This window comes from Aquabacterium sp., assembly GCF_016195855.1.
Taxonomy (GTDB): Bacteria; Pseudomonadota; Gammaproteobacteria; order Burkholderiales; family Burkholderiaceae_C; genus Aquabacterium.
Genome location: NZ_JACPYU010000008.1, coordinates 1 through 20,641, shown reverse-complemented (window position 1 = coordinate 20,641; position 20,641 = coordinate 1). Strand labels below are relative to the sequence as shown.

19 protein-coding genes and 2 tRNA genes are annotated in these 20,641 nt (G+C 64.4%); 13 read left to right on the top strand and 8 right to left on the bottom strand.

Annotated elements, in window-relative coordinates:
* The first annotated feature begins 92 nt into the window (after nucleotides 1–92).
* The gene (locus HY019_RS07440) at nucleotides 93–2,837 is read left to right on the top strand and encodes a LuxR C-terminal-related transcriptional regulator (RefSeq protein ID WP_290689783.1); all 2,745 of its coding nucleotides are present in this window, start codon (nucleotides 93–95) and stop codon (nucleotides 2,835–2,837) included.
* Between the two features lie 48 nt (nucleotides 2,838–2,885).
* Here HY019_RS07440 and HY019_RS07435 read toward each other — a convergent pair whose 3' ends face one another.
* The 3 genes from HY019_RS07435 to HY019_RS07425 form a co-directional block, all read right to left on the bottom strand.
* Nucleotides 2,886–4,034: an acyl-CoA dehydrogenase family protein gene (locus tag HY019_RS07435; protein ID WP_290689782.1), complete on the bottom strand. Its 1,149-nt coding sequence runs from the start codon at nucleotides 4,032–4,034 to the stop codon at nucleotides 2,886–2,888.
* A gap of 24 nt (nucleotides 4,035–4,058) precedes the next feature.
* Nucleotides 4,059–5,615, bottom strand: a complete 1,557-nt coding sequence (locus HY019_RS07430) for a long-chain fatty acid--CoA ligase (RefSeq protein WP_290689781.1) — start codon at nucleotides 5,613–5,615, stop codon at nucleotides 4,059–4,061.
* Between the two features lie 61 nt (nucleotides 5,616–5,676).
* Nucleotides 5,677–6,843, bottom strand: coding sequence for a CaiB/BaiF CoA-transferase family protein (locus tag HY019_RS07425; protein ID WP_290689778.1), 1,167 nt, complete (start codon nucleotides 6,841–6,843; stop codon nucleotides 5,677–5,679).
* 318 nt (nucleotides 6,844–7,161) lie between these two features.
* Between HY019_RS07425 and HY019_RS07420 the strand changes: the two genes are divergently transcribed.
* The 12 genes from HY019_RS07420 (at nucleotide 7,162) to HY019_RS07365 (ending at nucleotide 17,737) form a co-directional block, all read left to right on the top strand.
* The gene (locus HY019_RS07420) at nucleotides 7,162–9,255 is read left to right on the top strand and encodes a hypothetical protein (RefSeq protein ID WP_290689777.1); all 2,094 of its coding nucleotides are present in this window, start codon (nucleotides 7,162–7,164) and stop codon (nucleotides 9,253–9,255) included.
* A gap of 67 nt (nucleotides 9,256–9,322) precedes the next feature.
* Nucleotides 9,323–10,042, top strand: coding sequence for a hypothetical protein (locus tag HY019_RS07415; RefSeq protein WP_290689770.1), 720 nt, complete (start codon nucleotides 9,323–9,325; stop codon nucleotides 10,040–10,042).
* Nucleotides 10,039–11,457, top strand: coding sequence for an aldehyde dehydrogenase family protein (locus HY019_RS07410; protein WP_290689768.1), 1,419 nt, complete (start codon nucleotides 10,039–10,041; stop codon nucleotides 11,455–11,457). Before HY019_RS07415 ends, HY019_RS07410 begins: the two co-directional genes overlap by 4 nt.
* Nucleotides 11,454–11,900: a GFA family protein gene (locus HY019_RS07405; RefSeq protein ID WP_290689763.1), complete on the top strand. Its 447-nt coding sequence runs from the start codon at nucleotides 11,454–11,456 to the stop codon at nucleotides 11,898–11,900. The genes HY019_RS07410 and HY019_RS07405 overlap by 4 nt, the downstream gene beginning before the upstream one ends.
* 19 nt (nucleotides 11,901–11,919) lie before the next feature.
* Entirely contained in the window at nucleotides 11,920–12,615 is a 696-nt protein-coding gene (gene ccmA, locus HY019_RS07400; RefSeq protein ID WP_290689761.1) for a cytochrome c biogenesis heme-transporting ATPase CcmA, read from the top strand.
* Nucleotides 12,612–13,277 carry a heme exporter protein CcmB gene (gene ccmB / locus HY019_RS07395; protein WP_290689758.1) on the top strand — a complete coding sequence of 222 codons (666 nt, stop codon included), beginning with the start codon at nucleotides 12,612–12,614 and terminating at the stop codon, nucleotides 13,275–13,277. The genes ccmA and ccmB overlap by 4 nt, the downstream gene beginning before the upstream one ends.
* A 17-nt stretch (nucleotides 13,278–13,294) precedes the next feature.
* Entirely contained in the window at nucleotides 13,295–14,101 is an 807-nt protein-coding gene (gene ccmC / locus HY019_RS07390) for a heme ABC transporter permease CcmC (protein ID WP_290689757.1), read from the top strand.
* Between the two features lie 8 nt (nucleotides 14,102–14,109).
* Nucleotides 14,110–14,319: a heme exporter protein CcmD gene (ccmD, locus tag HY019_RS07385; RefSeq protein WP_290689753.1), complete on the top strand. Its 210-nt coding sequence runs from the start codon at nucleotides 14,110–14,112 to the stop codon at nucleotides 14,317–14,319.
* Complete coding sequence (ccmE, locus tag HY019_RS07380; protein ID WP_290689747.1) at nucleotides 14,316–14,786, top strand: cytochrome c maturation protein CcmE; 471 nt, start codon at nucleotides 14,316–14,318, stop codon at nucleotides 14,784–14,786. Before ccmD ends, ccmE begins: the two co-directional genes overlap by 4 nt.
* Nucleotides 14,783–16,795, top strand: a complete 2,013-nt coding sequence (locus tag HY019_RS07375) for a heme lyase CcmF/NrfE family subunit (protein ID WP_290689742.1) — start codon at nucleotides 14,783–14,785, stop codon at nucleotides 16,793–16,795. Before ccmE ends, HY019_RS07375 begins: the two co-directional genes overlap by 4 nt.
* Nucleotides 16,792–17,325: a DsbE family thiol:disulfide interchange protein gene (locus HY019_RS07370; protein ID WP_290689738.1), complete on the top strand. Its 534-nt coding sequence runs from the start codon at nucleotides 16,792–16,794 to the stop codon at nucleotides 17,323–17,325. Before HY019_RS07375 ends, HY019_RS07370 begins: the two co-directional genes overlap by 4 nt.
* A complete protein-coding gene (locus HY019_RS07365; protein ID WP_290689734.1) occupies nucleotides 17,318–17,737 on the top strand; it encodes a cytochrome c-type biogenesis protein in 420 nt (139 codons plus the stop codon). Before HY019_RS07370 ends, HY019_RS07365 begins: the two co-directional genes overlap by 8 nt.
* Nucleotides 17,738–17,753: 16 nt before the next feature.
* Here HY019_RS07365 and HY019_RS07360 read toward each other — a convergent pair.
* The 5 genes from HY019_RS07360 to rpsD all read right to left on the bottom strand — a co-directional run bounded on the left by HY019_RS07360 (nucleotide 17,754) and on the right by rpsD (nucleotide 20,520).
* Nucleotides 17,754–17,830 (bottom strand) — tRNA-Met (locus HY019_RS07360).
* Nucleotides 17,831–17,921: 91 nt separating this feature from the next.
* A tRNA-Met gene (locus HY019_RS07355) sits at nucleotides 17,922–17,998 on the bottom strand.
* Nucleotides 17,999–18,168: 170 nt separating this feature from the next.
* Nucleotides 18,169–18,558, bottom strand: coding sequence for a 50S ribosomal protein L17 (rplQ, locus tag HY019_RS07350; protein ID WP_035036289.1), 390 nt, complete (start codon nucleotides 18,556–18,558; stop codon nucleotides 18,169–18,171).
* A 208-nt stretch (nucleotides 18,559–18,766) separates the two neighbouring features.
* Complete coding sequence (gene rpoA, locus HY019_RS07345) at nucleotides 18,767–19,753, bottom strand: DNA-directed RNA polymerase subunit alpha (RefSeq protein ID WP_035036291.1); 987 nt, start codon at nucleotides 19,751–19,753, stop codon at nucleotides 18,767–18,769.
* A 143-nt stretch (nucleotides 19,754–19,896) separates the two neighbouring features.
* A complete protein-coding gene (rpsD, locus tag HY019_RS07340) occupies nucleotides 19,897–20,520 on the bottom strand; it encodes a 30S ribosomal protein S4 (RefSeq protein ID WP_290644390.1) in 624 nt (207 codons plus the stop codon).
* Nucleotides 20,521–20,641 lie beyond the last annotated feature (121 nt).

The window sequence follows — 20,641 nt, the reverse complement described above, 5'->3', positions numbered from 1 at the left end:
CCACCACTCAGGTATTGCACGTAGAGACGGGGCGATGGGCGAGGCAGACAATGCCCTTCACACCCAGAAGAAATCAACTTGCAGGAAGCACCATGGGCACCCTCTTCCCGCTGCAATGTCCTGTCGCGGCCCCCTCTCAAGCACCGGCCGAGGCCGTCAACCCAGCGCACCCGCCCAACAAGGCAGATGCGTTAAACGCAAGCTATACGCAGGTGCTGAGGGCCACCGCATGCGATCGCATCCGGCAGGCCATCAGTGCGAAGTTGATCCTGGTGCGCGCACCCGCCGGCTATGGCAAGACCACAGCCATGCAGCAAGCCCGCATCTGCCTGGAAGAAGAAGGCGTGGCCACGGCCTGGCTGACGCTGGATCGCTCGGACAACGACGTGTCCCGCTTCCTCAAAGGCTTGAGTGATGCCGTGGCACGCCTGACCACGGAGACCGACGACGATCGCGCTCAAGCCGATGTGCTCAACGTCCTGGCCGATCACAGCTCGCCTTTTGCCTTGTTCCTGGACGATTTCGAGTGCATCCAGGAGCAGGCTGTGCTGGGACTGGTGCGCGAGATGCTCGACAGGCTGCCGCGCCGAGGCCAGATCGTCATTGGCTCACGCAGCCTGCCCGATCTGGGCCTGGGCCGCCTGCGGGCACGTGGCCAGCTGACCGAGATCGACGCGGAGCATCTGCGCTTCACGCTGGAAGAAACGCGCCTGTTCTTCCAGTTGCGCAAGTTGACCAACCTGCCTGCAGCGGCCATCACCCAGCTGCATGAGAAGACCGAAGGCTGGGTGGCCGCGCTGTGGCTGGCGTCCATGGCCCTGGAACGCCGCGGGCAGAGCGCCGACTTCATCGAGCGCTTCTCTGGCTCGAACCGGGCCATTGCCGACTACCTGGCCGAAGACGTGCTGTCGCGGCAAAGCGAGGACGTGCGCAGCTTCCTCTTGCGCACCAGCGTGCTCAGGCAGCTGCATGCACCGCTGTGCCAGGCGCTCAACCCGCGGCTGGACTGCGCCCGCATCCTGGAGCAGCTCGATACGGCCAACCTTTTCCTCAACCCCATCCATGACGGCCCCAGCACCTTGCCCTCATGGCGCTATCACAGCCTGTTTGCCGACTTCCTGCGCAACCAGCTGATGCGTGAACAACCGGAAGAATGCTCCCGTCTGCACCTGGCGGCTTCCGCCTGGTATGAATCCAACGGCCATCCCGTCCAGGCGATCGACCACGCCATCGAGGGTGGCGACTTCCCACATGCCCTGACCCTGCTGACACCCTGGGCAGACCAGTTCCTGGCCAACGGCCAGTTGCGGCTGCTGTCACGTTGGTTTGCCTTGATTCCCAAAGAATCCCTGCGCGCCAACCCGCGCCTCATGGCCGTGTCCGTGTGGACGATCTGCTTCACACAAGGGCCCTGGCAGGCCATGCCGCAACTGGAGCAGGCCTTGCTGGTGGGCGGCCAGGACGCCGATGTGCGCGCCAACATCAGGGCCCTGCACCCGCTCTTGCTGGCCATGATGGACCGCTACGAGGAGGCCTACCGCATCGGGCGCGAATCCCTGGCCGAGCTGCCCAGCGGCAAGCCCTTTGCCGACAGCGTGCTGACCAATGCCATGGCCAATGTGGCCTCCGTGATGGGGCATCACCATGAAGCCCATCGCCTGCTGGACAGCGCCCGCTCCACACAAGGCACCAGCACCTTTGTGCGCATCTACACCGAATCCATGGAAGGCCTGCTGGACCTGCAGGAAGGTCGCCTGCGCCAGGCCACGGCACGCTTTCGCCTGGCCGCCACGGGCGAGCACAAGACCGGCTACAACCACACCAATGGCCATGCCTGGGCCGGCGTCTTCTATGCCGCCGTGGTGTACGAGACCAACCAGCTCGATGAGGCCGAGCACCTGCTCAACATCTACCTGCCATTGGCGCGCGATGTGGGCCTGCCCGATCACATGATCCTCAGCCACGTGCTGCGCTCGCGCATCGCCTTCCACCGGGGCGACATCGACGCGGCCTTTCATGTGCTGACCGAGCTGGAGTACCTGGGCCACCACCGTCAGCTGCCGCGGGTGGTGGCCAGCGCCAAGCTGGAGCGCGCCCGCATGCTCTTGCTGCAAGGGCATGCACAGGTCTCGCGTGACGAGCTGGACCGGGCCAATGACCAGGCCCTGTGGTCACGCGTGTCTCGCCAACGGCTGCCCGCCCAGGAGCTGGAGGACCTGCAACTGGGCCACCTGCGCTGGGAGATCACCTTCGGTGACCCCGCCCGGGCGCTGCTCAGTGCGCACGAGGACATCCAGGATGCGCTGGAGCGCACCCGCCATGGGCGGGTCCTCAAGCTGCGCGTGCTCAAGGCCCTGGCCTTGCAACGCAGCGGCAACCTGCCCGCGGCCATGGACACCTTGCTGGACGTGCTGCACCAAACCTGTCAGGAAGGCTTCATGCAGCTGATCCTGGATGAAGGCCAGGCGGCGGCGGCCCTGTTGCACCGCTGTTATGCCCACCTGCAAGGTGAGCCCACGGGCCGCCGCCAGCTCACGGACGACCCCATCTTCCACGAACACCTGCAAAGGCTGATCAAGGCTGCAGGCCCTGCACCAGCCATGGAGGGCGAGTCCGCCATCAAGCCAGGTGAGGCGCTGTCAGAGCCCTTGACGCGCAAAGAGATCCGCGTGCTGCAGTTGCTGGCCGAGGGCTACTCCAACAGCGCCATGGCTGAAAAGCTCTTTGTGTCTGACAGCACCGTGCGCACCCACCTGCGCAACATCAACATGAAGCTGGGGGCCCACAGCCGCACACAGGCCGTGGCCATCGCACGCAAACTCGCGGTGATCCGCTGACGACCTGCAAGACGCAGCGGGCTGGCCCTCCCGAACCAGCCCCTGTCATCACAGTGATCGGGCGATCACCTCTTTCATGATCTCGTTGGTGCCGCCATAAATGCGCTGCACACGCGCATCGGTGTACATGCGGCCGATCATGTACTCGTTCATGTAGCCGTAGCCGCCAAACAGCTGCAGGCACTCGTCGATCACCCGGCCCTGCGCTTCCGTGGTCCAGAGCTTGGCCATCGAGGCGGTGGCCGTGTCCAGCGTGCCGTCCACCAGCCGCGTGATGCACTGGTCCACAAAGGCCCGGCCCACGGTGATCTGCGTGGCCACTTCGGCGAGCTTGAACCGGGTGTTCTGGAAGTCGCCAATGGGCTGGCCGAAGGCCTTGCGATCACGCACATAGTCCAAGGTGGCCTCATACGCGCCTTCCATGGCGGCCAAGGCATTGACCGCGATGATCAGGCGTTCGTAAGGCAGGTCACCCATGAGCTGGTAGAAGCCTTTGCCCTCGACCTCGCCCAGCAGATTGCAAGCCGGCACCTTGACCTCGTCAAAGAACAGCTCGGAGGTGTCCTGCGCTTTCAGGCCGATCTTGTCCAGCACACGGCCCACGCTGTAGCCGGGGCAGCCTTGCGTCTCCACGATCAGGATGGAGGTGCCTTTGGCACCCTGCGTCGTGTCGGTCTTGGCCACCACCAGCACCAGGCCGGCCAGGAAGCCATTGGTGATGAAGGTCTTGGTGCCCGACAACACATAGTGATCGCCCTCGCGTTGCGCGCGGGTGCGGATGCCCTGCAGGTCAGACCCCGTGCCGGGCTCCGTCATCGCGATGGCGCCCACCAGCTCGCCACTGGCCATGCGCGGCAGGAAGCGGCGCTTTTGCTGCTCGGTGCCGTGGTTGAGGATGTAATGCGCCACGATGGCGTGCACCGAGGTGCTGATGCCCGTCAGGGCACGGCGGTTGAGCTCTTCGTACACCGTGGCCTCGTGGCGAAAGTCGCCGCTGCAGCCGCCGTACTCTTCGGGGATGTCGATGCACAGCAGGCCATTGGCGCCCGCTTTGCGCCAGAGCTCGTGCCCGACATGGCCACGCTGGCGGGCCGCCTCGTCGTCCGGCATCACTTCCGCCTCGATGAAGCGGATCACATTGTCTCGAAACAGGTCCAGATCGGAGTCGCTCCATGAGCGACGGGTGTTCAATGCCATGGCTATTCTCTTGAAGGTCAGAAACTAGTTCACACCGCGTTGGCGGCCGGCCCAGAAGGGCTCACGCAACACGAACTTTTGCAACTTGCCCGCAGGCGACAGGGGCAGCTCCGCCCTGAACTCGACGCTGCGTGGGCACTTGAAGCCTGCGATCAGGCTCTTGCAATGCGTGATGACCTGGGCTTCGTCCAGCGTGGCGCCATCGCGCAACACGATCACGGCGTGCACCCGCTCGCCCCAGGTGTCATCGGGCACACCGATCACGGCTGACATGGACACCTCCGGCAGCTTGGCAATGGCGTTCTCCACCTCGGCGGTGTAGACGTTCTCGCCGCCCGTGATGATCATGTCCTTGAGACGGTCCACCACATACAGATAGCCCTGCTCGTCCATGTAGCCGCCATCACCCGTGTGCATCCAGCCGTCGCGCAAGGCGGCCGCCGTTTGCGCGGGCTTGTTCCAGTAGCCCATCATCACCATGGGGCCCCGGGCCACGATTTCGCCAACCTGGTTGGGCCCCAGCTCCTGCCCCATCGGGTCCACGATGCGGACCTCTGCGATGGGCACCGGCCGGCCCGCCGAGCGCAAGCGCCGCTCCTGATCAGGCCCGGGTTGGTGATCGGCCGGCAGCAGCACGGAAATGGTGGGCGCCAGCTCGGTCATCCCGTAGGCCTGGCAGAACTCGGTGTGCGGCAGCGCCTTCATGGCCTGGTCCAGCAAGACCCCGTCAATGGGTGCGGCGCCGTACAACAACATGCCCAGGCTGCTGAGGTCGAAGTCCTTGAAGCGCGGGTGCTCGATCAGGCGCTTGATCATGGTGGGCACCAGGAAGGTCTCGGTCACCTTGTGCGTCTGGATGGCCTGCAGGATCAAGGCTTCATCGAACACCGGCACGATGACCTGCGTGGCCAGGCGCTGGATCAACTGCAGCGACAGGCCGCAGCCGGCCACATGGAAGAAGGGCGCCACCACCAGCCCGACCTTGGCCCCGGGGCGTGGCACAGCCGCCACCGCGCTCAAGGCATTGAGGTACAGGTTGGCGTGGCTGAGCATCACCCCCTTGGGCATGCCCGTCGTGCCACCTGTGTACATGACAGCGGCCAGGTCATCACCACCGCGCCAGGCGTCGTCCACCGGCTGGGCTTGCGCCATCAGCTGCTCATAGCTGAGCATGCCCGCAGGCACCTCGCCGTCATCACAGTAGACCAGGGTGCGCAGGCACGCGGACTTCTCCCGCAGCATGGCGGCCTGCTGGGCGAAGGTCTTGTCCACCAGCAGGATGCGCGTGTCGCAGTCATCGAGCGAATACGCCACCTCCTGAGGGCTCCAGCGCACGTTGACGGGGTTGATGGCCCCGCCGCCCCACCAGACGCCATACAGGTATTCCACATAGCGACGGGAGTTGAGCGCCATCATGCCGACCCGGTCACCGGGCTGCATGCCCAGTTGCTGCAGCACGGCGGCCAGCCTCATGACCCGGTCCTTGAACTGCGCAAAGCTCAGGCTTTGATCGCCGAATGCCACCGCCACCGCGTTGGGGCATTCGCGTTGGGCTTTATGGAGTGATTGAGTGAGCTGCATGCTGGTCTCCTTGTTTGGCCACGACGCAGCCATCAATCTGGCTGCACATTTGCTGTTTTCCTCAGTCTGCCTTGACCGGCACTTTCGGGTCAGCCGCGCTAACCCTGCCGATCGCCCCGCTGTCAAGCCAGCAGCGCGCGTCCTGCTTGCTGACGCCCCAGTGGTGCGCCAGGCTGTCCAGCGGCAAGGCCGATGGTTTGTGGGGCACGGACGACGGTGTCCTGCTGAAGCGGGGTGCGGGGGCGGGCTGCACGATGCCATCCACGGTCACGAAGGCGGTTCGCGCCAGGTTGTGGGGGTGCAGGGGCGCCTCTTCGCAGTCCAGTACCGGCGCAAAACAGGCCTCGCTGCCTTCCAGCAGCCGGCACCATTCGTCACGCGTGCGGGTCAGGAAGACATCGGCCATGCGCAGCTTGAGCATGGGCCAACGCGCCGTGTCCATCTGCTCGACAAAAGCCTTGTCCTGTATGCCGCACAAGTCCAGCAACTGGAGGTACAGGCCAGGCTCGACCGCCCCAATGGCCACGTACTTGCCATCGGCACAGGCGTAGGTGTCATAGAACGGCGCACCGCCATCCAGCAGGTTCTCGCCACGCTGGTTGCTCCAGCGACCTTCGGCGTTGAGCCCATACAGACGGGATGCCAGCAGCGCGGCCGACTCGGTGGATGCCACGTCCACCACCTGCCCGAAGCCCGAGCGCTCCACCTCATACAAGGCGGCCAGCACCCCCAGCGTCAGCACCATGCCACCACCGCCTTCGCCCACCAGGTTCAGCGGCGGCACGGGCGCATCACGATCCCGACCAATGGCATGCAACGCACCACTGAGCGCGATGTGGTTGATGTCGCAACCCGGTGCATGCGCCAGCGGGCCATGCTGCCCCCACCCTGTGGCCCTGGCATAGACCAGGCGGGGGTTGCGCGCCAGACAGGTCTCCGTATCCAGGCCCCAGGCCTCCATGACGCCGGGGCGATAGCCCTCGATCAACACGTCCGCTGACTGGACCAATTGCAGCAGGGCCTGCACGCCCAGGGGGTGCGCCAGGTCCACAGGCAGGAACTGTCGCCCCCGTCCCAGGACATCGGCACCGCCGTCCGCCACCGGGGCATCCGAGGGCACCACGCGCAACACCGTTGCACCCATGTCGGCCAGCAGCATCACACCAAAAGGCGCGGCGCCACTGCCCGACATCTCGATCACCTTCAGTCCTTCAAGCGGACCTGCCATGGGTCACCTCCTGTGGCTTGGACGCCAACGTCCAGGTCTGTCATGGTGGCCGCGACAGGCAAGGGGGGCCATCGTCAGAAGCGACGAAGTTCAGCGCCCTGCTGTGCCGGCCACACAACGCCCAAGGCCGATCGAGCCCCCCCGAGCGCGCCCCCTCAGCCCAAAAATCGTCAGAACTGACGAGAGCCCTGCACAGGGGGCCAGGCCTATCGTTGCCCCGTCCCGACATGACCTCGACCACTTGCCTGTCCGTCGCGCTCGGCCAGGACACACCCACCGCTGAGAACGGCCAGATTGGCCCATCCAGGAGACCCTCATATGAATGTCCGCTTAAGGCGAGCCAGCCTCGTCGCCACCCTGCCCTTGCTCACCACCCTGTCGATCACGGCATGGGCCACCACCTATACCCAACCACCTTCTGGCGGCTCCGGTGGCGGCACCCCTGGCAGCCAGCTGCCCCTGCTCGATCAGACCGACACCCGCGCGCCCCTCGTGGCCGCCTGCATGGGCCAACCCGACGCCACCCCTCTGCCCGTCGACCCGCGAACACTGGTCAAGGAAGGCATCAACCGCCCCGGCGCGGCCATCCAGTTCAACGCCTGGTATGTGGACCTGCACAACCCGCCTTATCCCTACCTCTCCAAGCTGCCGCCCAGGCCCAAGACCTGCGGCGAGTTCCGAGCGGCGGCCACGCGCGGCTTCCAGTTCGTGACGGGCAAGCAGTACTTCCAGCCCTTCAGCTCGGCTGCGGGCTTCAACAACCTCTGGAAGGTATGGGGGCTGAGCGCCCGGCCTGCGGATTTCGATGAGCAGATCATCAAGCGCTACGGTGCGGCCAAGGCCGACTACCGCAACCCCTACCCCCTGCCCGGCGAAGACCCCAACACCACCAATGGCGGCAGTGGTCAACTGCCACTGGGCTTCATGCAGGACAAGTGGTCCAACGGACGCTGGAACGGGCTGATCGGCTCCACCTGCTCGGCCTGCCACGACTCGCGTCTGGGCAAACCAGAAGAGCGTCCGTTTGCGTTCGGGCGCCCCAATGACGCCAACGACGCGGGCGTGACCCAGTCCGACATCTTCCGGGCCAATGGCATCACCGCCATCCTGCAACTGGCCCCCCTGCCCTGGAGCGTGGGCCGCGGCTCGACGGACGCCCTGGGCATCGTCGACTTCCTGCCCGCCCTGTTCGACATGGACAGCATGCTGTTCGCACCCAGCCTGCTGGAGCTGTTCCCCACCCACGCGGCCGGGATGAACAAGGCACCCGCCTGGTGGCACCGCGCCTGGAAGACCCGCCAGTTCTGGGATGGCGCCTTGACGTCCGACAACGTGCGCTCCGAGATGGCCTTTGCCGTTGCCAACCTGCAGCGCAGCGCCGCCTCACGTCGCAACATCTACTACGAGTTCGAAGACATCAACATCTGGCTGCTGACGCTGTCGCCACCCACCTATAAAAACGAGGATGGCGCCATCGACACCACGCTGGCCGAACAGGGCGCCGTGATCTTCCACGAGCGTGATCTGTGGGCCAACGGCGCCAACGCCAACATCCCCAAGCAGCCCGGCAACGGCTCCTGCGCCAGCTGCCACGGGGTGTACTCGCCACGCCATGCCGCGGATCCGGCCTTCCTGCCTGATCCACGCCTGAAGGGGGTGGCGGGGGTGATCACACCGATCGAGACCATCCGGACCGACAACAAGCGCATGGGCGTGATGGCCGACGAGACCAAGCGTCGCGCATGGGAAACCTCCTGGCTGGCCTACAACGAGCTCAACCCGAACTGGAAGAGCTGGAACGACAACATCCTGATCAGCGAACTGCGTCGCATCCCGCGCCGTGCCTACGATCTGGGCAAAGGCCCCGTTCCCGCGAACTCGCCGACCGGCCCCAACATCTGGATCAAGCCCTTCGGCTACGTGGCCCCACCGCTGTACGGCACCTGGCAAAGCGCGCCCTACTTCCACAACGGCAGCGTGCCCACCATCTGGGACATCCTCAAGCCTTCCGACCGGCCCAAGATCTGGCAGCGCTGGTACACGGAGCCTGGCCTGGGTGGCAAGAACCGTGGGTATGACCCCAGCCTGGCTTCGTATGACTTCAAGAAGCTGGGTTGGCGCTACACCGCACTGACTTGCAACAACAACAAGAACCTGCTCGCGCCGTATCTGCCTTGCTCGAACGATGGCATGACCACGACGGACATGTTCTTCGCGTCGATGGCCAACGTCGCTGCGGCCTACAACACGCTGGCCTACCAGTCGCCACCGCCGGTGACCGACAAGCAGATCCAGTCACGCATGGTCTACAACACCTATCTGTATGGGCAGGATGCAGGCGGCCATGACTTCACGCAGTCGCTGACCGACGACGAACGTTGGGCACTGCTGGAGTACCTCAAGACGCTGTGATGGCACAAGGGGCGCCACCCGCAAGCGTGGTGCCCCTTTTTAATCCACCTCATGACAAGGCCCCAACGTGAGTACCTCACCTTCATTGACTGAATCCACCGCCCACCCGTCACGCAAGCTGATCATCGGTGTCACCGCCTTCATTGCGATCACCAGTGCAGCCGGCGCAGCCGCGCTCAATCAGCTCAAGGTCAACACACCGGCCAAGCAGGCGACCACCGCGCCCACCAGTGCACCGGCCGCCAGTGCCGCAGACGAGCAGCAACCAGATCCCAGCGTGATGGTTGCCAAGCTCGAAGCGCGTCTCAAGAAAACACCAAACGACGTTGACGGCTGGCGCATGCTGGCGCGTACCTACATGGTCATGGACCGGCCCCAGGAGTCCGTCGATGCCAACAAGCATGTTGTCGCCCTGGCACCCGAAGACGCCGATGCCCTGGTGGACCTGGCCAGGGCCATCGGCTACGCCAACGGGCGCCAGCTCAACCAAGAGTCCGAGGACCTGATCAACAAGGCCTTGAAGAAGAACCCCGGCCATGTGCTCGGCCATGCCCTGCTCGGCAAGACCGAGATGGACCGCGGGCAACCCGCCAAGGCCAAGGCGCACTGGCAACAAGCACTGGCCAACCTGGATGCCCAGCACCCCTTCGCGCAGCAACTGCGTCAGGCCATTTCGGCCGCCGAGCAGCGCGAAGCCAATGTGAACACCGCCCAGCAAGGATCGGCCGGCACGCCTGCCAACCCTGCACCCGCAGCGACCTCCACCCACAACGCCAAACGCCCATGAACACCCAGCTCACCATGACCATCGGCGGCCAGGCCACCAGCAGCGCGGCCAGCATCCCCGTCATCGATCCGGCCACCGGCGAAGTCTTTGCGCAGGCACCGGATGCCTCACAAGCCCAACTGGACGAGGCCGTCGCCGCTGCGCGTCATGCCTTTGCGCCCTGGTCGGCCACCCCCTTGAACGAACGCAGGGCCATCCTGGGCAACGTCGCCGGCGTGCTCATGACCCATCTGGACACCCTGGCCACCCTGCTCACGCAAGAGCAAGGCAAGCCACTGGCCCGCGCCAAGGAAGAGATCATGATCTCAGCCCATTGGTGCGCCGAAGTGGCCAAGCTCACGCCCGAGACCATCACGCTGGAAGACACGCCTGACACCCTGGTGCAAGTGCGCCGCGTGCCGCTGGGCGTCGTGGGCGCCATCGTGCCCTGGAACTTTCCCGTGGCACTGGCCTTCTTCAAGATCGCGCCAGCCTTGCTGACGGGCAACACCGTGGTGCTCAAGCCCTCGCCCAACACACCGCTGACAGCCTTGAAGCTCGGTGAGCTGCTGCGCGACGTGCTGCCGCCCGGTGTGCTCAACGTCATCAGCGGTGGCGATGCCCTGGGCCCCTGGCTGTCGTCGCACCCTGGTATCGACAAGATCAGCTTCACCGGCTCCACGGCCACCGGGCGCAAGGTGATGGCATCAGCGTCGGCCACGCTCAAGCGTCTGACCTTGGAGCTCGGTGGCAACGACGCCGCCATCGTCATGCCCGATGTCGATGTGGACGCCATCGCGCCGGTGCTGTTCTGGGGTGCCTTTGCCAACAGCGCGCAGTTCTGCCTGGCCATCAAGCGCCTGTACATCCACGAAGACATCTATGACAAGCTGGCCGATGCCCTGGCCAAGCTGGCCAGGCAGGTTCGTGTCGGCCCGGGCGCCAACCCCGAGTCCGAACTGGGCCCCGTGCAGAACCAGGCCTTGTTCGAGCGGCTCAAAGGCCTGGTGGCCGATTGCCAGTCACACGGCTGGCGCCTGCTGGCTGGCGGCCAACCCATCAGCACCAACGGCTACTTCTTCCCGGCCACGCTGGTCGACAACCCGCCCGACAGCTCGCGCATCGTGCAGGAAGAGCCTTTCGGGCCCATCCTGCCGCTGCTGCGCTTCCGTGCCATCGACGAGGTGATCCAGCGCGCCAACCACTCCCCTTACGGCCTGGGTGGATCAGTCTGGTGTCGCGACCAGTCTCTGGCGCTGTCCATCGCCCAACGCCTGCAGACGGGCACGGTCTGGGTCAACGAGATCCACACCTTGTCGCCCCACAAGCCCATGGCCGGCCACAAGCAATCGGGCCTGGGCGTGGAGCAAGGCATCGAGGGCATGTTGGCCTACACGCAGCCGCAGACCATCTCCTTGAAGCGGTCATCCACATGAACCGCGAACAGGCCAGCTCGGGCGATGCTGACATCGCCTTCACCGGCGCATGCTTGTGTGGCCAGGTGCGCTACAGCGCCCGCACGCAGCGCGTCTCCACCCTGGTGTGCCATTGCCGCGCCTGCCAGCGCCAGTCCGGCTCGGCCTTCTCGGTCATCCTCGCCGTGCCCCGTGCCGACCTGAGCTGGCAAGGCGAGCTGCACACGCACACGCACCAGGCCGACAGTGGGCGCACGGTGCTGCGTCGCTTCTGCCCGGACTGCGGCTCGCCCGTGCTCACCGAGTCACCGCAGCGGCCGGCCATGGCCTTCATCAAAGCGGGCACGCTCGATGAACCAGCCCGCTTCCAGCCCGCACTGCATCTGTGGTGCGAGCACAAGCAACCCTGGGTGACCGTGCCGGAGGGCATCCCCTGCCTGGCCACCCAACCTGCCTCGGCATGAACACAGGAAAGGCACAGCGATGACGCTCCAGACACAGCAGCTCAGCTGTGCCCGTGCAGGCACCGTCTTGTTCGACATGCTGGACCTGATGGTCAGGCCCGGTGAGGCCCTGAAAGTCAGTGGCCCCAATGGCGCCGGCAAAAGCTCCTTGCTGCGCATCCTGTGCGGGCTGACCGAACCCACAAGTGGCCACGTCAGGTGGCAAGGCCGCGCCATCCATCGCCAGCCCGATCTGCTGCACCGGGCCGTTTTCTACTTCGGCCACCACAGCGCGCTGAAAGACGATCTCACCGCCATCGAGAACCTGCGCATGGCCACCTTGCTGTCTGGCCGCCCCTGCAGCAGCGAACAGGCCAGACAGGCCCTGACCGCTTTGGGCCTGGGTGAGTTCAAACACACCATGGTCGGCCATCTCTCGCAAGGCCAGCGGCGGCGGGTGAGCCTGGCCCGTCTGGCCCTGACACCACAACCCAGGCTGCTCATCCTGGATGAACCCTTCAACGCGCTGGACCAACCAGCCCTTGCCCAACTCACGTCCCTGTTGCGACAGCACCTGTTTGAAGGCGCGGTGCTGGTCTACACCACGCACCAGGACATGCCGCTGGATGGTCTGCTTCACCATGAGGTCTGCCTGGCACGCACCTGCCCAGCCACCGTCACCAATGCGCTGGCGAGCCCCGCCTGGGTCGTTCGCCCCATGGGGATCGCCGCATGATCACCATCCTGATCGCACTCGTGAAGCGCGACCTCAAGCTCGCTGCCAGACGGCCCGTCGAGGTTCTCACCACCTTGTTCTTCTTCGCCATGGTGGGCGCGCTGTTCCCCCTGGCCGTCGGCGCCGACAAAGAGCTGCTGCGCCGCATGGCCCCGGCCATCTTGTGGGTCGGCGCACTGCTGTCGGCCATGCTGTCCATGAACCGCCTGTTTGTCGCCGACTTCATGGACGGCACACTGGAGCAACTGCTGCTGTCGCCCTGCCCGCCCAGCCTGCTGATCGCCGCCAAGGTGCTCTCGCATTGGCTGGTGGCGGGTTTGCCGCTGGTGCTGCTCGCACCCATCATCTCGATCCAGTTCGGGCTGGCACCTGAGGCCCTGCCGCGCATCACGCTGAGCCTGGTCCTGGGGACCTGGGCCTTCAGCCTGCTCGGTGCCATCGGCGCGGCGCTCACGCTGGGCTTGCGCGGTGGTGGCCTGCTGATCGCGGCGCTGGTGCTGCCGCTGTACCTGCCTGCCCTGATCTTTGGCGCCGCAGCCACCAACGCAGCCAACGCCTTCGACGCCACCCCCCATCTTCAGTTGCTGGCCAGCCTGGTGGCCGCCTGCCTGACCCTGTCCCCCTGGGCCACCTCGGCCGCATTGAAGCTCAGCCTGGATTGACAAGGAGCCACGCCGCCATGGACCTGACCGCCCCCCAAACCAAGCCGGCAAGCCTGCATCGCGACCGCACCGATCACCCGGCCCATGCCCGTGGCTGGCGGGCTTACGCTGCGCCAAGTCGCGCTTATGCGCTGGCAGGCAAGCTCGCCCGCCTCTTTCAGTTGAGCGCGCTGTTGTTTGGCGTGCTGGGCTTGTATGTCGGCTTGGTGCTGGCCCCGACCGATCACCAGCAAGGCGAGGCCTACCGCATCATCTTCATCCATGTGCCCGCCGCCTGGCTGTCCATGGTGATCTATGTCGTGATGGCGGGCTGGGCCATCATCGGATGGGTCTTGAACACACGCCTGTCGTCCATGATGGCCCGCGCACTCGCCCCCACCGGGGCGCTCTACACCGCCCTGGCCTTGTGGACCGGGGCCCTGTGGGGCCGGCCCACCTGGGGCGCCTGGTGGGTCTGGGATGCGCGGCTGACATCCGAGTTGATCCTGCTCTTCCTCTACATCGGTTTCATGGCGCTGCAAGCCGCCACAGACGACCCAAGACGCGGCGACAAGGCCGGTGCCATGCTGGCCCTGGTCGGGGTGATCAACGTGCCCATCATCTATTTCTCGGTGACATGGTGGAACACCCTGCACCAAGGCGCCTCGATCAGCTTCAAGGCCGCGCCCACCATGGCCACACCCATGCTCCTGGGCTTGCTCCTTTGCACCCTGGGTTTGTGGAGCCACGCAGCGGCCACCGCCCTCACCAGGCTGCGACGCATCGTGCTGGAGCGCGAGGCCGGCGCCCAATGGCTGCAGCAACTGCCGGAGGTCCGCACATGAACCTACCCATGAGCCTTCACTTGAACTGGTCCACGAACTGGCCGACCTGGCAAGCCTTCTTCGACATGGGCGGTTATGCCTTGTACGTGTGGGGCTCGGTGCTGGTCTCGTGGGTGGCTTTGACCTGGGAGGCATGGGCCCTGCGCCAGGGTCGACGCCTTGCCTTGCAACGCGCTCGCGACGCTGCGTCGCGCCATCCCGGGAGGGCCGCCCTGTGAGCCCGCGCCGGCAACGCCTGCTGCTGGTTGCCCTCAGCTTGAGTGGCCTGGCCCTGAGTGCCTGGTTGGTGCTGTCAGCGTTCCAGAAGAACCTGGTGTTCTTCCTCACACCCAGCCAGATACAGGCGGGTGAGGCGCCAAAGGGCCGCTCATTTCGCCTGGGTGGCCTGGTGGAGCCCAGCAGCCTGGCGCGCATGGAAAACGGTCTGGTCGCCACCTTCGTGGTGACGGACCAGCTGCACCGCGTGACGGTCCACTACAAGGGCTTGCTGCCTGACCTGTTCAAAGAAGGCAAGGGCGTCGTGGCACAAGGCCACATGGGCCCAAGCGGCCTCTTTCTGGCTGACGAGGTCCTGGCCAAACACGACGAGAACTACATGCCCCCCCAGGTCGGCAAGGCGCTTGCTCGGCAAGGCCAGCATGGCACCGCCCCCATTGACCCACACGCAAAGGACTTTCTGCCATGACCCCTGCCAACCTGGGCCACCATGCCTTGCTCCTGGCCTGGAGCGTGTCGCTGGCATTGGGCCTCCTGCCCCTGTGGGCGGCACAGCGCAGCGTACCAAGCGGCATGAAGCTCGCCAGGCCCCTGGCGCTGGTTCAGTCCCTGTTGATCTTCACGTCTTTCGCGTGCCTGCTGTGGAGCCTGGGTGTCAATGACTTCAGCGTCGCCTATGTGGCCGCGCACTCGAACTCGACCTTGCCCCTGTACTACCGCCTGGCGGCAGCCTGGGGCGGCCATGAGGGCTCGCTGCTCTTGTGGGTGTTCATCCTCCAGTTGTGGACCAGCCTCCTGGTATGGCGCAGCCCGCACTGGCCCGCTGACACCCTGGCGCGCGTGCTGGCCGTCCTGGGCCTGATCAGCTTCGGCTTCGTGAGCTTCATCCTGTTCACCTCCGATCCCTTTCAACTGCTGGCCGAGCCGGTATCAGATGGCGCCGATCTCAACCCCCTGCTGCAAGACGCGGGCATGATCTTCCACCCGCCCATGCTGTACATGGGCTATGTCGGCTTCGCCATCACCTTCGCCCTGGCCATCGCGGCCCTCCTGGGGCCAGAACCAGACAGAAGCTGGGCAGCCTGGGCGCGTCCCTGGGCGCTGGCTGCGTGGGCCTTTCTGACGGGGGGCATCCTCCTGGGCAGCTTCTGGGCGTACTACGAACTGGGCTGGGGCGGATGGTGGTTCTGGGATGCCGTCGAGAACGCATCGTTCATGCCCTGGCTGGTTGGCACGGCCCTCATCCACTCACTCACGGCCACGGCACAACGCGAAGTCTTCAAAAGCTGGTCCGTGCTGCTGTCCATCGTGGCGTTCTCGCTGTCCTTGCTGGGCACCTTCCTGGTCCGCTCCGGCGTGGTCACCTCAGTGCATGCCTTTGCCTCGGACCCGGCGCGAGGCCAGTTCATCCTCGCGCTGCTGGTCATCGTCGTGGGGGGCTCCCTGAGCCTTTACGCCTGGCGAGCCCCCGCATGGCGCGAGCGCCAGGGCTTCTCATGGTTCTCCCGGGAAGCCGCCTTGCTGATCAACAACCTCTTCCTGCTGGTCGCAGCGGGCTCCGTCTTGCTGGGCACCCTCTACCCATTGGCCGTGGAGGCGCTCGACATGGGGCGCATCTCTGTCGGCCCGCCCTACTTCGAAGCCGTCTTCGTGCCTTTGATGCTGCCTTTGCTGGTGTTGTTGGGGCTGGGGCCCATGTTGGTGTGGAAGCAGGCCGACAAGCCATCCGTCAAGCGCCGCGGAGCGCAAGCGGCCGCGATCAGCTTCTTGCTGACACTGGGCGCCGCGCTGGCCACGCAGTCCAGTCCCTTGATGACCCTGGGCCTGTTGACCGGCATATGGATGCTGGTGTGCACCGCGCAGTTGGTCGCTCGGCAGGTCCTGGGCACCACCGCACCGCCCTCGTCGCCCAAACGCTGGACCATGCGCGCTACGCCCAGGGCCTTCTGGGGCATGGTCCTCGCCCATACAGGCATGGCCTTGTTCGTGATGAGCGTCACCTTGCTCAAAGGGCTGGAGCATTCACAAGACCAGGTCCTGAAAGTCGGCAACAACGTCCAGCTGGGCGCCTACCAATTCCAGCTCACGCAAGTTGAACCCGTGGCCGGACCCAACTACCGCGCGGCGCAAGCCCGCGTCGAAGTCAGCCGCCATGGCCAGGTCGAAGCCCTGCTGTTTCCACAGCGGCGCCTCTACACCGTGCGCAACATGCCCATGACCGAAGCGGCCATCGACCGCAGTCTGCTCAGGGACCTGTATGTCTCGCTCGGCGAACCAGGCCCCGATGGGCAGTGGGCGATGAGGCTGCAGGTCAAGCCCTTCATGAGCTGGATCTGGCTTTCCTGCCTGGCCATGGCCTGCGGTGGCGCACTGGCCGCCACCGACCGACGAGCAGCAAAGCCAGCCTCCAGCCGAGCACAAGCCAGCCTGCAAGACGCTCAGGGGGCATCCATCACCTCTTCCACGGCCGCCGCATGATGATGAACCGCCATGTTCTCCCTCTGGCCTGCTTTGTCACGCTGGCGGGGCTGCTGGGCACGCAACTGGGCAAGGCGCCCCCGCCACTGCCGTCGGCCCTGCTCAATCACCCAGCCCCTTCATTCACCGCGCCACAGCTTGATCGCACCAAGGCTGTGTTCACCCCCCAGACCATGCAAGGGCAAGTCTGGCTGCTCAATGTCTGGGCGTCCTGGTGTGCCTCCTGCCGCGAAGAGCACCCACTCTTGCTGGACATCCAACAGCGGCACGGCATCGCCATCGTCGGCCTCAGCTATGAGGATGAAGCGCAACAAGGCGCTTCATGGCTGGATGCTCAAGGCAACCCCTATACCTCGACACCTCAAGATCCGGACGGCCGGATCGGCATGGAACTGGGCGTCTATGGCGTCCCTGAGACCTTCGTCGTCGACAAGCAAGGCCGCATCCGCATGCGGCACGCCGGTCCCCTGACACCAGAGGCCTGGCAGCAAACCATCCTGCCGCTGATCAAGGAGCTGGCGCATGGCTGACCTGTTGAAGCTCAAGCACACACTGGCCGCACTGAGTTTGCTGGCGCTGAGCCTGACGTCTCACGCCGCCGACACGGCATCCCGCCTGGACGAGCAGGTGCAACACCTGGCCACCGAACTGCGTTGCCTGGTGTGTCAGAACCAGTCCATTGCCGACTCTCAAGCACCACTGGCCGTGCAACTCAAGGCTGAGATCCGCCAGCAGCTGTCACGTGGCGCATCCGTTGAAACGGTGCGGCAGTTCATGGTGCAGCGCTATGGGGACTATGTGCTCTACAAGCCCCCCGTCAACCGCACCACATGGGCGCTGTGGGCTGGCCCGCTCTTGTTCATGATCGCGGGCGGCGTGGCTGCCATGCGGTACATGAGGGCGCGCGATGTGGGCGACGAACAAAAAAAGGCCCTCGTATAGAGGGCCTTTTGATAGATGGTTGCGGGGGCCGGATTTGAACCAACGACCTTTGGGTTATGAGCCCAACGAGCTACCAGACTGCTCCACCCCGCGACAGAAATCTGCGCGATGCACCAGCCCTGGATCAAAAAAAGCCAATGCAGTTGATTGGCTTTGATCGACTTGGCTGATGCCTTAGAAAACTTGGTTGCGGGGGCAGGATTTGAACCTACGACCTTTGGGTTATGAGCCCAACGAGCTACCAGACTGCTCCACCCCGCGACAGAGACAGCTATTATGGCACGATTTTGACGCTTTGGCTACAGCTCATCCAAAACAATTCCAAATGGGGCCCAAAATAAAAAACCCGCAGCGCTTGCGCGTTGCGGGCTCTTGTCAGCGTTGATGCTGCCATCAATCCATCGGCGTGCTGTGCACACCGAGGATCCGATTTACTCAGCAGCGCCTTCGGCAGCAGCTTCTTCGGTACGCTCAACCAGCTCCATGTAGGCCATCGGAGCGTTGTCGCCCACGCGGAAGCCCATCTTCAGGATGCGGGTGTAGCCGCCAGGACGCTTGGCGAAGCGGGGGCCCAGCACGTTGAACAGCTTGACCACGTTGTCGCGGTTACGCAGACGGTCGAAAGCCAGACGCTTGTTGGCCAGCGTGGGTTCCTTGGCCAGGGTGATCAGCGGCTCGACAACGCGACGCAGTTCCTTGGCCTTGGGCACGGTGGTCTTGATGGCTTCGTGCTCGATGAGCGAGTTGGCCATGTTGCGCAGCATCGCCAGACGGTGCGACGAAGTGCGGTTCAGTTTACGGAGTCCATTTCCGTGACGCATGGTGCTAGTCCTTTCCTTATAAAACCGACGGCCGTTTCAAGGTACCGCCGGGTGCACCGGATGCCCTATCGGGTCATCCACCTTCAAAATACAAAACTCTGCCAAAGTCCCCAACCTTGTCCAGCGGCCACCACAGATCCGGCTCCGCCGGTCTGTAGGTGGCGCCCCCTTTGAGGGGGCCGCCGAAGGCGGTAGGGGGTGGGCTAAATCAACGCTTGTCCAGGCCTTGAGGAGGCCAGGCTTCCAGGCGCGAACCCAGTGCCAGACCACGGGAAGCCAGGACTTCCTTGATCTCGTTGAGCGACTTGCGACCCAGGTTGGGGGTCTTGAGCAGCTCGGTCTCGGTACGCTGGATCAGGTCGCCGATGTAGTAAATGTTTTCGGCCTTCAGGCAGTTGGCCGAACGCACGGTCAGTTCCAGCTCGTCCACAGGACGCAGCAAGATCGGATCGAAGTTCTGAGCCGACTTGGCAGGCGCGTCGAACGCGGCGATCTCGGAGCCTTCCAGCTGCGCGAACACAGCCAGTTGTTCCACCAGGATCTTGGCCGAAGCACGGATCGCTTCCTCAGGCGAAATCGCGCCGTTGGTTTCGATTTCCATGACCAGCTTGTCCAGGTCGGTACGCTGTTCCACACGGGCGCTTTCGACCGTGTAGCTCACGCGGCGAACCGGCGAGAACGAAGCGTCCAGCACGATGCGGCCGATGGCCTTGCTCGACTCTTCGCCATAACGACGGATGTTGCCGGGTACATAACCGCGACCCTTTTCCACCTTGATCTGCATGTCCAGCTTGCCGCCTTGCGACAGATGGGCAATGACATGGCCAGGGTTCACGATTTCAACGTCGTGAGGTGTCTGGATGTCGGCAGCGGTCACGGGGCCTTCGCCGTCCTTGCGCAGAACCAGGGTGACTTCGTCACGGTTGTGCAGACGGAACACGACGCCCTTGAGGTTCAGCATGATGTGAACCACGTCCTCTTGCACGCCATCAATGGCCGAGTACTCGTGGAGCACACCAGCGATGGTGACTTCCGTGGGCGCGAAACCGACCATCGACGACAGCAGCACGCGACGCAGCGCGTTGCCGAGGGTGTGACCATAGCCGCGCTCGAACGGTTCGAGCGTGACCTTGGCGCGGTGACCGCCGAGCGGTTCCACCTGGATGGCTTTGGGTTTCAGCAAATTGGTTTGCATGAGGTCTTCCTGTCAATACCCTCGGCTCGTTACACCGATAAGGCTGCTGGACCAACCGGAGCACATGCTCCGGCCCTGAGATACAAATGCACAAGGCCACGCGACACGACTCAACAAGCCGTGAAGCGCAGCCACTGTGTGCATTAACGAGAATACAGTTCGACGATCAGCGATTCGTTGATGTCGGAGCCGAACTCATCGCGGTCCGGGGTCTTCTTGAAGACGCCTTCCAGCTTGGCGCCATCAACAGTAACCCAACCGGGCAGACCGATGGAATCGGCCAGCTTGAATGCTTCTTGCACGCGAACTTGCTTCTTGGCCTTTTCGCGCACAGCCACCACGTCACCGGTCTTGACCAGGAAGGACGGGATGTTCACGACTTGACCGTTCACGACCACACCCTTGTGGCCCACCAGCTGGCGAGCTTCGGCGCGGGTCGAGGCAAAGCCCATGCGGTACACGACGTTGTCCAGGCGCGATTCCAGCAGGAACAGCAGGTTCGAACCGGTGTTGCCCTTGCGACGCTCGGCTTCAGCGAAGTAGCGGCGGAATTGCTTTTCCAGCACGCCATACATGCGCTTGACCTTCTGCTTTTCACGCAGTTGCAGACCGAAGTCAGAGGTGCGCGAGCCGGAGGTACGGCCGTGTTGACCGGGCTTGGTGTCGAACTTGGCCTTGTCGCTGATAGGGCGGCGGGCGCTCTTGAGGAACAGGTCGGTGCCTTCGCGGCGGGCCAGTTTGGCCTTGGGTCCGAGGTAACGTGCCACTTGAGCTTCCTTTTATGTCATCTTCCGCACAATTTGTACGGGAGCTACCCGCGTCAGCGGGTAGCGGTGGGCTTGGTTGAAAATTAGATACGGCGGCGCTTGTGCGGGCGGCAGCCGTTGT

Excerpts from the sequence above, each read along its gene's own strand:
- HY019_RS07440 (WP_290689783.1), top strand. The coding sequence starts at position 93 with ATGGGCACCCTCTTCCCGCTGCAATGTCCTGTCGCGGCCCCCTCTCAA.
- HY019_RS07435 (WP_290689782.1), bottom strand. The coding sequence starts at position 4,034 with ATGGCATTGAACACCCGTCGCTCATGGAGCGACTCCGATCTGGACCTG.
- HY019_RS07430 (WP_290689781.1), bottom strand. The coding sequence starts at position 5,615 with ATGCAGCTCACTCAATCACTCCATAAAGCCCAACGCGAATGCCCCAAC.
- HY019_RS07425 (WP_290689778.1), bottom strand. The coding sequence starts at position 6,843 with ATGGCAGGTCCGCTTGAAGGACTGAAGGTGATCGAGATGTCGGGCAGT.
- HY019_RS07420 (WP_290689777.1), top strand. The coding sequence starts at position 7,162 with ATGAATGTCCGCTTAAGGCGAGCCAGCCTCGTCGCCACCCTGCCCTTG.
- HY019_RS07410 (WP_290689768.1), top strand. The coding sequence starts at position 10,039 with ATGAACACCCAGCTCACCATGACCATCGGCGGCCAGGCCACCAGCAGC.
- HY019_RS07405 (WP_290689763.1), top strand. The coding sequence starts at position 11,454 with ATGAACCGCGAACAGGCCAGCTCGGGCGATGCTGACATCGCCTTCACC.
- ccmA (WP_290689761.1), top strand. The coding sequence starts at position 11,920 with ATGACGCTCCAGACACAGCAGCTCAGCTGTGCCCGTGCAGGCACCGTC.
- ccmB (WP_290689758.1), top strand. The coding sequence starts at position 12,612 with ATGATCACCATCCTGATCGCACTCGTGAAGCGCGACCTCAAGCTCGCT.
- ccmC (WP_290689757.1), top strand. The coding sequence starts at position 13,295 with ATGGACCTGACCGCCCCCCAAACCAAGCCGGCAAGCCTGCATCGCGAC.
- ccmD (WP_290689753.1), top strand. The coding sequence starts at position 14,110 with ATGAGCCTTCACTTGAACTGGTCCACGAACTGGCCGACCTGGCAAGCC.
- HY019_RS07375 (WP_290689742.1), top strand. The coding sequence starts at position 14,783 with ATGACCCCTGCCAACCTGGGCCACCATGCCTTGCTCCTGGCCTGGAGC.
- HY019_RS07370 (WP_290689738.1), top strand. The coding sequence starts at position 16,792 with ATGATGATGAACCGCCATGTTCTCCCTCTGGCCTGCTTTGTCACGCTG.
- HY019_RS07365 (WP_290689734.1), top strand. The coding sequence starts at position 17,318 with ATGGCTGACCTGTTGAAGCTCAAGCACACACTGGCCGCACTGAGTTTG.
- rplQ (WP_035036289.1), bottom strand. The coding sequence starts at position 18,558 with ATGCGTCACGGAAATGGACTCCGTAAACTGAACCGCACTTCGTCGCAC.
- rpoA (WP_035036291.1), bottom strand. The coding sequence starts at position 19,753 with ATGCAAACCAATTTGCTGAAACCCAAAGCCATCCAGGTGGAACCGCTC.